Source organism: Nocardioides sp. (assembly GCF_016462705.1).
In the GTDB taxonomy this organism is placed as follows: Bacteria; Actinomycetota; Actinomycetes; order Propionibacteriales; family Nocardioidaceae; genus Nocardioides.
In genome coordinates this window covers 1-11,209 of record NZ_JAEMSS010000142.1, presented here as the reverse complement: position 1 = coordinate 11,209, position 11,209 = coordinate 1, and the positions used below count along the sequence as shown (strand labels likewise).

The 11,209-nt window shown below is 72.5% G+C and carries 12 protein-coding genes and 3 tRNA genes; 5 read left to right on the top strand and 10 right to left on the bottom strand.

The genetic code is table 11. From position 1 onward, the window contains the following. Position 1: 1 nt before the first annotated feature. Positions 2 to 74, bottom strand: a tRNA-Trp gene (locus JHD21_RS16340). A gap of 160 nt (positions 75 to 234) precedes the next feature. Between JHD21_RS16340 and JHD21_RS16335 the strand changes: the two genes are divergently transcribed. Both JHD21_RS16335 and JHD21_RS16330 read left to right on the top strand, forming a co-directional pair. After that, a complete protein-coding gene (locus JHD21_RS16335; RefSeq protein WP_292677348.1) occupies positions 235 to 1,266 on the top strand; it encodes an adenosine deaminase in 1,032 nt (343 codons plus the stop codon). A gap of 12 nt (positions 1,267 to 1,278) precedes the next feature. Further along, a complete protein-coding gene (locus JHD21_RS16330; RefSeq protein WP_292677344.1) occupies positions 1,279 to 1,851 on the top strand; it encodes a DUF4190 domain-containing protein in 573 nt (190 codons plus the stop codon). Positions 1,852 to 1,864: 13 nt separating this feature from the next. Here the strand turns inward: JHD21_RS16330 and JHD21_RS16325 are convergent, their stop codons facing one another. From JHD21_RS16325 to JHD21_RS16315, 3 genes are read right to left on the bottom strand one after another with little or no spacing between them, the layout of a single operon-like run. Then, positions 1,865 to 2,911: a UDP-N-acetylmuramate dehydrogenase gene (locus JHD21_RS16325; protein WP_292677342.1), complete on the bottom strand. Its 1,047-nt coding sequence runs from the start codon at positions 2,909 to 2,911 to the stop codon at positions 1,865 to 1,867. Next, positions 2,901 to 3,281 carry a MaoC/PaaZ C-terminal domain-containing protein gene (locus tag JHD21_RS16320; RefSeq protein ID WP_292677340.1) on the bottom strand — a complete coding sequence of 127 codons (381 nt, stop codon included), beginning with the start codon at positions 3,279 to 3,281 and terminating at the stop codon, positions 2,901 to 2,903. Before JHD21_RS16320 ends, JHD21_RS16325 begins: the two co-directional genes overlap by 11 nt. Further along, a complete protein-coding gene (locus JHD21_RS16315) occupies positions 3,278 to 3,691 on the bottom strand; it encodes a MaoC family dehydratase N-terminal domain-containing protein (protein WP_292677338.1) in 414 nt (137 codons plus the stop codon). The genes JHD21_RS16320 and JHD21_RS16315 overlap by 4 nt, the downstream gene beginning before the upstream one ends. A gap of 29 nt (positions 3,692 to 3,720) precedes the next feature. Here JHD21_RS16315 and JHD21_RS16310 point away from each other — a divergent pair, with 29 nt between their 5' ends. Further along, positions 3,721 to 4,680: a hypothetical protein gene (locus JHD21_RS16310; protein WP_292677336.1), complete on the top strand. Its 960-nt coding sequence runs from the start codon at positions 3,721 to 3,723 to the stop codon at positions 4,678 to 4,680. Positions 4,681 to 4,698: 18 nt separating this feature from the next. Here JHD21_RS16310 and rpmG read toward each other — a convergent pair whose 3' ends face one another. The 5 genes from rpmG to JHD21_RS16285 form a co-directional block, all read right to left on the bottom strand. Then, on the bottom strand, positions 4,699 to 4,869 hold the full coding sequence (gene rpmG / locus JHD21_RS16305) for a 50S ribosomal protein L33 (protein WP_292677334.1): 171 nt from the start codon (positions 4,867 to 4,869) through the stop codon (positions 4,699 to 4,701). A gap of 60 nt (positions 4,870 to 4,929) precedes the next feature. Next, positions 4,930 to 5,006: transfer RNA gene (locus tag JHD21_RS16300), tRNA-Met, on the bottom strand. Between the two features lie 7 nt (positions 5,007 to 5,013). Continuing rightward, positions 5,014 to 5,086, bottom strand: a tRNA-Thr gene (locus tag JHD21_RS16295). Positions 5,087 to 5,136: 50 nt separating this feature from the next. Next, positions 5,137 to 6,543: an amidase gene (locus tag JHD21_RS16290; protein WP_292677332.1), complete on the bottom strand. Its 1,407-nt coding sequence runs from the start codon at positions 6,541 to 6,543 to the stop codon at positions 5,137 to 5,139. Beyond that, positions 6,543 to 7,904, bottom strand: a complete 1,362-nt coding sequence (locus JHD21_RS16285) for an FAD-linked oxidase C-terminal domain-containing protein (protein ID WP_292677330.1) — start codon at positions 7,902 to 7,904, stop codon at positions 6,543 to 6,545. The genes JHD21_RS16290 and JHD21_RS16285 overlap by 1 nt, the downstream gene beginning before the upstream one ends. 23 nt (positions 7,905 to 7,927) lie before the next feature. Between JHD21_RS16285 and JHD21_RS16280 the strand changes: the two genes are divergently transcribed. Both JHD21_RS16280 and JHD21_RS16275 read left to right on the top strand, forming a co-directional pair. Beyond that, on the top strand, positions 7,928 to 10,102 hold the full coding sequence (locus JHD21_RS16280) for a malate synthase G (RefSeq protein ID WP_292677328.1): 2,175 nt from the start codon (positions 7,928 to 7,930) through the stop codon (positions 10,100 to 10,102). After that, positions 10,099 to 10,542 carry a heme-binding protein gene (locus JHD21_RS16275; RefSeq protein WP_292677326.1) on the top strand — a complete coding sequence of 148 codons (444 nt, stop codon included), beginning with the start codon at positions 10,099 to 10,101 and terminating at the stop codon, positions 10,540 to 10,542. The genes JHD21_RS16280 and JHD21_RS16275 overlap by 4 nt, the downstream gene beginning before the upstream one ends. Here the strand turns inward: JHD21_RS16275 and JHD21_RS16270 are convergent. Further along, on the bottom strand, positions 10,530 to 11,209 hold a 680-nt coding region (locus JHD21_RS16270), incomplete at its 5' end, for a DNA-3-methyladenine glycosylase I (protein WP_365696263.1). The two genes, JHD21_RS16275 and JHD21_RS16270, sit on opposite strands and share 13 nt — an antisense overlap.

Sequence of the window (11,209 nt, the reverse complement as noted above, 5' to 3'; positions counted from 1 at the left end):
GCAGGGCACGAGGGACTTGAACCCCCAACCTTCGGTTTTGGAGACCGATGCTCTGCCAGTTGAGCTAGTGCCCTCCGACGGGTTCCCGACCCGGGGGCCGTGACTCAGACAATGGCTCAGTCAGTGACCTCTGGGCATGGCAAAGCATGTGGGAATCCACCGAAGAGGCAGTCTACGCATGTGACCGTTGGCCCTCCAAAAGCACCATCTGCCGCTGACCACATCTCCGACCACATCTCTGGCAACGCTCGGCGGCGGGACCTGCGTTCCCTGCCGAAGGCACATCTGCACCTGCACTTCACGGGGTCGATGCGCCACGAGACGCTGCTCGAGCTGGCTCAGCGCGACGGGATCGCGCTGCCGGAGTCGCTGGTCTCGGAGTGGCCCCCACAGCTGAGCGCGGCGGACGAGAAGGGCTGGTTCCGGTTCCAGCGGCTCTACGACGTCGCCCGCTCGGTGCTGCGCACCCCCGACGACGTACGACGCCTGGTGCGCGAGGCAGCCGAGGACGACGCCCGCGACGGTGGGGGCTGGCTGGAGATCCAGGTCGACCCGAGCGGCTACGCCGCCATGTTCGGCGGGGTGACCGCGTTCACCGACCTGGTCCTGGACTGCGTGCGCGACGCGTCCGCGGCCACCGGGGTCGGCATGGCCGTGGTGATCGCGGCCAACCGCACCCGGCACCCCCTGGACGCCCGGACGCTGGCCCGGCTGGCCGCGCAGTACGCCGGTCGAGGCGTGGTGGGCTTCGGCCTGTCCAACGACGAGCGCCGCGGCAGCACGACGGACTTCGCCCCGGCGTTCCGGATCGCGGAGCGCGCCGGGCTCATGCTCGTCCCGCACGGAGGCGAGCTGCGCGGTCCCGAGCACGTCAAGGTGTGCGTCGACGCCCTGGGGGCCGACCGGCTCGGGCACGGCGTCCGCACCGCCGAGGACCCCGACCTGCTGGCCCGGGTGGTCGACGCGGGGATCCCCCTCGAGGTGTGCCCCGTCTCCAACGTCGCGCTCGGCGTCTACAGCGACCTCTCGTCGGTCCCGCTGCCCACGCTGCTCGAGGCGGGCGCGACGGTGGCCCTCGGCGCCGACGACCCGTTGCTGTTCGGGTCGCAGCTGGCCGCCCAGTACGCCACCATGCGCGCCGCGCACGGCCTCACCGACGAGCAGCTCGCCGAGCTGGCCCGGATGTCCGTGCGCGCCTCCGCGGCGCCCGACGACGTGCGGGCCCGGTTGCTGTCGGGGATCGACGACTGGCTGACCGAGGACTGACAGGATGGTGCCGTGACCGGCAGCGGGGACGGGCGGGCCGACGAGCCCGAGGAGACGATGCCCTTCACGCACCGGGCCTACGGCACGGGCGAGCCCGACAACCCGTTCACCTCGCCGTCGGGCGCGGCCAGCCAACCCTCCGGGCCGGGCTACGTCCCGCCGCCCGCACCACCTCCGCCGATGTCGAGCCCGCCCTACGGGCCGCCGCAGCCGGGACAGACACCGGGTCCCGCGGCCGGGTGGGGGACGGGGTGGACACCGGCGTACGGCGCCCCGCTCGCCGGTGGCCAGGACCACCCAGGGGCCCAGAAGGCGATGGTTCTCGGGATCGTCTCCATGGTCTGCCTGGGGCTGTCGTTGTTCTGCTGCGTGACGATCCCCGGGGTCTTCGCCGCGCCGTTCGCCTGGGTGGTCGGCGCCAGGGCGAAGCGGGAGATCGACGCGTCACCCGGTGTCTACCGCAACCGTGGGGCGGCGCAGGCGGGCGTCATCATGGGCATCATCGGCAGCACGATCGGTGTCCTGATGGTCCTGGCCATCGTGGCCTTCGCCGTGCTGATCGGCAGCGGCTGGTCCCTCGTCTAGGGTCCCGGCGCTTTCAGAGAGCGCAGCCCACCAGCACCGGCTCGTTGACGAGCCGGATCCCGCACGCCGCCTCGACGCCGTCGCGCACCTCCGCGGCCAGCGCGAGCAGCTCGGCGGTCGACGCGCGACCGCGGTTGGTGAGGGCGAGGACGTGCTTGCCGGACAGGGCGACCCTGTCGTTGCCGTGGCCCTTCGCGAAGCCGGCGTGCTCGATCAGCCAGGCGGCGCTGGTCTTGACCCGGCCGTCCTGCTGCGGCCACGCGGGCGCGCCGTCGGGCACGGCCCCGGGGTCGACGATCGGGTTGGTGAAGAAGGAGCCCGCGCTCCAGGTGTCGTGGTCGTCCGGGTCCAGCACCATGCCCTTGCCGCGGCGCAGGTCGAGCACGGCCCGGCGCACCTCGGCCAGCGGCGCACGCCCACCCTGCTCGACGCCGAGGACGCGGGCCAGCTCGGCGTACCCCACCGGCGCGCCGAGCGTGCCCACCGTCAGCTGGAAGGTGACGTCGAGGACGACGTGCCGGTCCCAGCCCCGCGTGGCCCGGTCGGCCTTGAAGCGCGACGTCCGGTAGCCGAAGTGGCAGTCGGCGTTGGCGAAGGTGCGCACCCCCCGGAGCACGCGGTCCCAGACCCGTACGGAGGCGATCGTCTGCGACACCTCCTGGCCGTAGGCACCGACGTTCTGGATCGGGGTCGCGCCGACCCGGCCCGGGATGCCGGCGAGCGCCTCGACGCCGACCCAGCCGCGCTCGACCGCGAGCGCCACCAGGTCGTCCCAGGACTCCCCCGCGGCCACCCGCACCAGCACCCCGCCGCAGGATGGCTCGGCGGACGGCTCGACGTCCGGAGTGACACCACGCGTGGCGACCTCGACGACCCGGCCGTCGAAGCCCTCGTCGGCGACCACGAGGTTGCTGCCGCCGCCGACCACGAGCACCGGGTCGGTCGTGTCGAGCGCCTCGACGAGCTCGGCCTCGGTCGTGGCCGTGACCCACTCCCGGGCCGGTCCGCCGAGCCGGAGCGTGGTGTGCTCCGACAGGAGCCGCGTCGTCTCAGGTGGCACGGATGACGGCCTTGGGCATGCCCAGCACCTTCTGGCCCCCGCACGTGACGGTCAGCGCCACCGTGGTGAGCCCGTCGACCGGCTCCTTGGCCTCGCCCGCCACCTCGACGTCGACGCCGCCCTCGGCCGGCACCACGACCGGGTTGGTGAACTTGCAGCCGAGGCTCACGACCTCGGCGCCGGGGAACCACTCGCCGACGGCCCGCGCGGCCAGGGCCATGGTGTACATCCCGTGCGCGATCACGCCCGGCAGCCCGACGCTCCGGGCGACGTCCTCGTCCTGGTGGATCGGGTTGTGGTCGCCGCTCGCCGCGGCGTAGCGGACCAGGTCGGCGCGGGTGACCGTGAAGACCCGGGTCTCGAGCGTCATGCGGCCGGACCTTGCTGGGGTCCCCGGTGCACGAGCGTGGCGCTGGTCGAGCAGACCAGCTCGCCCGCCGCATCCTCGACCTCGCTGGCGGTGCCGATGATGTCGTTGCCGGCGATCTGGCGCAGGCTCGCGACGGTCAGCGTGGCGGTCAGCACGTCGCCGGCCACGATCGGCCGCTCGTAGGCGAACTTCTGCTCGCCGTGCACGATCCGGAACAGGTCGATCTGCTCGGCCTCGAGGAACGCGTTCATCGCGTCGAAGGCCAGCACGATCGGGTACGTCGGCGGGGCCTGCCGCCCGTCGTAGGCCACCCCGACGGCGTCGGCGAAGTCGCGGAGCCGGTCCTCGGTCACCTCGTACGCTGCCGTGGGTGGGAAGGACCGGCCGACGAGGGACTGGTCGACGGGCATGCCGCCACGCTATCGCCGTCCTGGTCCTGGTGCTGTTCGCGGCCGGGTGCAGCGGTGACAGCGACAAGGACCCGCCCGGTGTGGCCCCCGCGGCGGCGCCGGAGGGCTGCGGCCCGGTGGCGTACGCCGCGGTCCGCGGGCGCGCGCCGTCGTACGGGCCGCGGGAGCTGGGCCGGTTCGCCAACGACCACGCGCTGTGCGCAGGGGTCTGGGCACCCGGCGCCGACAGGTGGCTGGTGCCGCAGGGGATGGCGGTCGCCGACGACGGGACGGCGTACCTCGCCGGTTTCGACGGCACGAAGCCCGCCCGCCAGCGGTTCTGCGCGCTGGAGCGCGTCGACCTGCGCACCGGCCGGCTCGTGGCCCGGGTCGACCCGGTGCGCGGGTCGATCGGCGGGGCGGCGCCGATCATCTGCCGGCACGGTGGCGGCCTGGTCCTCGACGAGCACGGGGTTTGGCTGGCCGAGACGAAGCGGCTGTGGCTGCTCGACCCGGACACGCTGGAGACCCTGCGCGGCTGGGAGCTCGCCGAGCCGGTCAAGGGCTCGTTCGCGGTCCACGGCCCGGACGGCGCGCTGGGGCTGGGCCGGTTCTCGAAGCGCACGCACGGGCAGGTGGACTGGTTCGACCCGGCCGTCCTGCTCGAGCCGGGACGCGTGCAGGTCACGCTCGACGACGCGACCTCGTCGGACTGGGCGCCGGGCCGGTCACAGGGAGCGGTGCACGCCGACCTCGACGGGAAGGGCGCGGGCCTGTGGTTCGTCCGGTCGCACAGCGCCTGCGGTGTCCTGGTGGGCCCGGCCGGGCAGCGCCGCGGGTTCATCCCCGGCGGCGAGTCGATGAGCCTCGACGAGAAGGGCCGGCTGTGGGTCGCCAGCGAGTCCGGGTCGCGCCTCTACCAGCGCGACGGCAGGCCGATGACGCCCCAGCTGGCGCGCTTCGACGTCAGGGGCCTGCGGGACTGGGCGAAGCCGGCGTGCCGGGTCTGACCTGGGTGACCGGCTCGGTCAGCGGGTCTCGCGGTGCGGCTGGTGCTTGCGGCAGCGCGGGCAGAACTTCGCCAGCTCCATCCGGTCAGGGTCGTTGCGGCGGTTCTTCTTGGTGATGTAGTTGCGCTCCTTGCACTCCACACACGCGAGCGTGATCTTGGGGCGAACGTCGGAGCTCTTGCTGGCCACGGGGAATCCTTCGGTTGCGGTGCGACTTGCGGGGCGGAACTCTCAAGTCTAGGAACAATCTGGTAGCGGGGGCGGGACTCGAACCCGCGACACCACGATTATGAGCCGTGTGCTCTAACCACCTGAGCTACCCCGCCACGGGAGAGCCCCTTTACGGAATCGAACCGTAGACCTTCTCCTTACCATGGAGACGCTCTGCCGACTGAGCTAAAGGGGCAACAGCGGAGAACGATACATGCGGCTCCGTGCGCGGGTGAAATCGGTTGGTCACGCCTGGATCGAGGCGAACGGGCTGGCCTCCTCGAGCTCGTACGCGAGCTCGATCAACCGGCCCTCGCGGCCGGCCCCAGCGCTGAACATCATGCCGTGCGGCAGGCCCGCGGCCGTGGTCGCGAGCGGCAGCGAGATCGCCGGCTGCCCGGTGACGTTCTGGTAGGGCGTGATCGACATCCAGTCCAGCAGCCGGTCCAGCGTGACCTCGAAGTCCTGCATCGGGTCGAGGTGACCGATCACCGGCGTCTCGCTCGCCAGGGTCGGCGCCAGGTGCACGTCGTAGGACGAGAAGAAGCGCTCCGCTGAACGGCGTACGGACCGCAACCGGGCGATCGCCAGCGGCACCTTGGGCAGCCGGCGCAACGCGTGCGCGGCCAGCCCGAAGGTGAACTCGTCGTGGTTGGCCAGCAGCCAGCTCGGCCCGTGGACCCGCTTGCCGGTGCGGGTCAGGAACATCGCCAACGTCGCCCAGTAGAGCAGGAAGTCGTCCTGGAACGACGCCGGGACCGGCAGGGACGCCTCCTCGACGTGGTGGCCCAGGGACTCCAGCAGCGCCGCCGTCTTCATGGTCAGCTCGACGACCTCCGGGGAGGCCTCCCGGTCCAGCGCGTTCGTCTGGACCGCGATCCGCAGCCGCGCCTTCGTGGGCCGGGTCAGGTCGCCGATGGGCGGCAGCTTGAGCGGCCGGTAGATCCGCTCGGCCTCGCGCATGAACGCCGCGGTGTCGCGGACGCTGCGGGTGACCACGCCGTCGGCCACGATCTGCACCGGCTGCTCCCGGGCCAGCTTGTCGGTGGGGATCCGGCCCCGGGTGGGCTTGAGGCCCACCAACCCGTTGACCGCGGCCGGGATCCGGATCGAGCCGCCTCCGTCGTTGGCGTGCGCGATCGGGACGACACCGGCCGCCACCAGCGCTGCCGAGCCGGCCGAGGAGGCCCCGGCGGTGCGGGTGGTGTCCCACGGGCAGTGCACCGGGCCGAGGCGTGGGTGCTCGCAGGTGGGCAGGAAGCCGTACTCGGGGAGCCGGCTCTTGCCGAGGACGACGGCGCCCGCGGCCCGGTACATCCGCGCGAAGTCGCCGTCGGCCGGGTCGGGAGCCGGGTCCCAGGCGTCCGTGCCGTGCCTGGTCGGCATCCCCTCCAGCAGCGAGTTGTCCTTGACCCAGGTGGGCACGCCCGCGAAGAAGCCGGGCCGGGGAGCCTGCGCCTCGGCGCGGGCCTGGTCGTAGCCGCGGTGCGCGATCGCGTTGAGCTGCGGCTCGACCCGCTCGGCGCGAGCAATCGCCGCCTCGACGACCTCGGAGACCGAGACCTCGCCGGCGTGCAGGGCCGCCACCAGACCGACGGCGTCGTGGGACCCGAGAGCGTCGTCGGTGAAGGCGTGGACGCGGTGCTGGGTCATCAAAAGATCGCTCCTGGGTTGAGGATCCCCTGCGGATCCAGGGCCTGCTTGACCCGGCGGTTGAGCTCGAGCGCGTCCTCGCCGATCTGGTCGCCGAGCCACGCCTTCTTGAGCCGCCCCACGCCGTGCTCGCCGGTGATGGTGCCACCCAGCTCGATCGCGAGCGTCATGACCTCGCCGTACGCCGCCTGCGCGCGGGCGGCCATCTCGGCGTCGGCCGGGTCGAAGACGATCAGCGGATGGGTGTTGCCGTCGCCCGCATGGGCGATCACGGCGATGGTCACGCCCTGCGCCTGCGCGATCGCGGCGATGCCGTCGACCAGCGCGCCGAGCTGGGGCAGCGGGACGCCGACGTCCTCGAGCAGCAGGGTGCCGGTGCGCTCGACCGCCGGGATCGCGTTGCGCCGGGCGACCACGAACGCCTCCCCCTCCTCGGGGTCGTCGGTCGAGAACACCTCGGTCGCCCCGTGCTTCTCGCAGATCGCGGTGATCGTCTCGATCTCGACGCCGGCGTGTCCGGCGGGCTCGTCGGACTGGATGACGAGCATCGCGGCCGCCTCGCGGTCCAGGCCCATCTTGGTCAGGTCCTCGACCGCGTTGATGGTCGGCCGGTCCATGAACTCGAGCATGGAGGGCCGCATCTGCCGGGTGATGTCGAGGACCGTGCCGGTGGCGTCGTCGAGGGTCGCGAACGTCGCGACAAGCGTGGCCGGCGGCCGCTGCGCCGGGATCAGCCGCAGGACGACCCGGGTGACGATGCCCAGGGTCCCCTCGCTGCCGACGAACAGCTTGGTCAGCGAGAGCCCTGCCTTGTCCTTCAGCCGCGGCCCGCCCAGCTCGACCGCGGTGCCGTCCGCCAGGACGACCGTCATGCCCAGGACGTAGTCGGTGGTCACGCCGTACTTCACGCAGCACAGGCCTCCTGCGTTGGTGGCCACGTTGCCGCCGATGGAGCAGATCTCGTAGGACGACGGATCGGGTGGGTACCAGAGGTCGTGCTCCGCTGCCGCCGCCTTCACCTGAGCGTTCATCGCTCCCGGCTCGGCCACCAGGGTCCGGGTGACCGGGTCGACCTCCACGCGGGTCATCCGCTCGGTCGACACGACGAGACACCCGTCGACCGCCGACGAGCCTCCGCTCAACCCGCTGCCCGCCCCGCGTGGCACGACGGCCAGCCCGTGCTCGGCGGCGAACCGGACCGCGGTCTGGACGTCCTCGGTCGAGCCCGCCCGCACGACCGCCAGCGGCATCCCGGCACCCGGGTCGTGGGCCCGGTCCCAGCGGTAGCCGGCCATCCGGTCCGGGTCGACCAGCACCACGTCCTCACCGAGCACGGACAGCAGCGGAGCGAGGTCGACCATGACAGCAAGATAGAACTGGTGCCATGACGACGGCTCCAGAGACCAGCCGGGTGACGGCGGGCCGGCTCCAGGTGGCGCCGGTGCTGCACGACTTCGTCCGGGACGAGGCGCTCCCCGGGTCGGGGGTCGACGAGGACGCGTTCTGGTCCGGGTTCCAGGCGATCCTGGACGACTTCGTGCCACGCAACCGGTCCCTTCTCGCCACCCGCGACGAGATCCAGCGCCGCCTCGACGACTACCACCGGGCGGCGCCCGGGCCGGTCGACCCGGCGACGTACGAGACGTTCCTGCGGGACCTCGGCTACCTCGTCGACGAACCCGGCGACGTCACGGTCGAGACCGACCGGGTGGACGACGAGGTCGCCGTGCAGGCCGGCCCCCAGCTGGTGGTGCCGGCCCTCAACGCCAGGTTCGCGGCCAACGCGGCCAACGCCCGCTGGGGCTCCCTGTACGACGCCCTCTACGGCACCGACGCGATCGACGAGGCCGACGGCCGCGAGCGCGGGTCCTCGTACAACCCGGTGCGGGGGGCCGAGGTGATCGCCCGCGGGCGGGCCCTGCTCGACGAGCACTTCCCGCTCCTCAAGGGCAGCCACGCGGATGCGACGCAGTACGCCGTGGACGACCTCGGCGTCCACGTCACCCTGCACGAGGGGACCGCCCGGCTCGCCGACCCGAAGCAGTACGTCGGCCACCGCGGGTCGCCCGACGACCCGGAGGCCGTGCTCCTCGTCCACCACGGCCTGCACGTCGAGATCCAGGTCGACCGCGAGCACCCCATCGGCAAGGACGACGCCGCGGGCGTCAAGGACCTGCTGCTGGAGTCGGCGGTCTCGACGATCATCGACCTCGAGGACTCGGTCGCGGCGGTCGACGCCGACGACAAGGTGGCGGGCTACCGGGCCTGGCTCGAGCTGATGCGAGGGACCCTCACCGCCGAGGTCTCCAAGGGCGGCAGCACGTTCACCAGGCGCCTCGAGCCGGACCGGGTCTACACCAGCGGGCGTGACGAGACGGTCACGCTGCCCGGCCGAGCGCTGCTGTTCGTCCGCCAGGTCGGGCTCCTCATGACCACCGACGCCGTGCTGCTCGACGGCGAGGAGATCCCCGAGGGCATCCTCGACGCGGTCATGACCGCGCTGTGCAGCCTGGTCGACCTCCAGGGGCGCGGCGAGCTGACCAACTCGCGGGCCGGCTCGATGTACGCCGTGAAGCCCAAGATGCACGGCCCCGACGAGGTGGCCTTCACCGACGATCTGTTCGCCCGCGTGGAGGACCTGCTCGGGCTGGACCGCAGCACCATCAAGCTCGGCATCATGGACGAGGAGCGGCGTACCTCGGTCAACCTCAAGGCGTGCATCGCCGCCGCCCGTGGTCGCATCGCCTTCATCAACACCGGCTTCCTGGACCGCACCGGCGACGAGATGCACACCTCGATGCTGGCCGGTCCGATGATCCGCAAGGGCGACATGAAGTCCTCGGCGTGGATCGCCGCCTACGAGGACCAGAACGTCGACATCGGGCTCGAGTGCGGCCTGGCGGGACGGGCCCAGATCGGCAAGGGCATGTGGGCGATGCCCGACGAGATGGCCGCGATGCTCGAGGCCAAGGCCGGCCACCCGCGGGCCGGGGCGTCGTGCGCGTGGGTGCCGTCTCCGACCGCCGCCACCCTGCACGCCCTGCACTACCACCAGGTCGACGTGGCCGCCCGGCAGCATGAGCTGGCCGGGTCGCGTCGCGGCACGCTCGCCGACCTGCTGACCATCCCGGTGGCGGCCGACCCCTCCTGGAGCGACGACGACAAGCGCGCCGAGGTCGAGAACAACCTCCAAGGCGTGCTCGGTTACGTGAAGCGATGGGTCGACGACGGCGTCGGCTGCTCGAAGGTCCCCGACATCCACGGCACCGCCCTGATGGAGGACCGCGCCACCTGCCGGATCTCGTCCCAGCACGTCGCCAACTGGCTGCGCCACGGGGTCGTCACGGTCGAGGAGGTCGAGGAGGCGTTCCGCCGGATGGCCGACGTGGTCGACGAGCAGAACGCCGCCGAGCCCGGCTACCGGCCGATGGGCCCGGCGTACGACGGCGAGGCCTTCGCCGCCGCCCACGACCTGGTGTTCCTCGGGCTCCAGCAGCCCTCCGGCTACACCGAGCCGATCCTGCACCGGCGCCGCCGGGCGGTGAAGGAGTCGTCATGACCCAGCCCTCCACCTTGGGCATCACCCTCGACCAGGCCCGCGCCGTCATCGCCGGCACCCGAGCCGCCGGTCGCGAGCGCGGGTTCAACCCGCTCACCGTGGTGGTCCTCGACGCCGGCGGCCACGTCGTCGCCGTCGAGAAGGAGGACGGGTCATCGACCAAGCGCTTCGAGGTCGCGCACGGCAAGGCGCACGGTGCGATCGCGATGGGCTGGGGGTCCCGGCGCAACATGGAGCGCGCCGAGCAGTTCCCGTCGTTCGTCGCCGCGGTCACCGTCGCCGTGGGCACGCTGGTCCCCGTGCCCGGCGGCGTGCTCATCCGCTCCACCGACGGTGACCTGCTCGGCGCGGTCGGGGTCTCCGGCGACAACTCCGACAACGACGAGACCGCCGCGGTCGCCGGCATCGAGTCCGCCGGGCTGGTCGCTCAGCCGGACTGACCCCGCCGGAAGCACCCCACCAGGTGGGGGTCGAACACCCCGATCGCCTCCATCAGGGCGTACATCGTGGTCGGGCCGACGAAGGCGAAGCCGCGCTTCTTGAGCTCCTTGGACAGGGCCTTGGACTCGGCGGAGACGGTCTGCATCTCCTCGGTGGTGGAGGGAGCGGGCGCGGGGGCAGGGGCGAACGACAGGACCAGCGCCTCCAAGCCCTCGGCCTCCCGCAACGCGACCGTCGCCCGGGCGTTCACGACCGCGGCCGAGATCTTGGCCCGGTTGCGGACGATCCGAGCGTCCTGCATCAGCCGGGCCTCGTCGTCCGGTCCGAACGCCGCGACGGTGTCGGCGTCGAAGCCGTGGAAGACCTCGCGGAACGCGTCCCGCTTGTTGAGGATGGTCGACCAGGACAGTCCCGACTGGAACGCCTCCAGGGTCAGGCGCTCGAGGTAGGCGGCCTCGCCGTGGACCCGGTTGCCCCACTCCCGGTCGTGGTAGTCGCGCATCACCGAGGGCGCCGCCCCGGCCCACGGGCAGCGCACGACGCCGTCCTCACCGGCCAGGGGTCCCACCATGGCGCCATCCTGCCGGGTCTCGACAGGCTCGACCACCGGGCCGACCACCGGGCCGACCACCGGGCCGACCACGGGCCGGCTGCCGGGCCGACCAC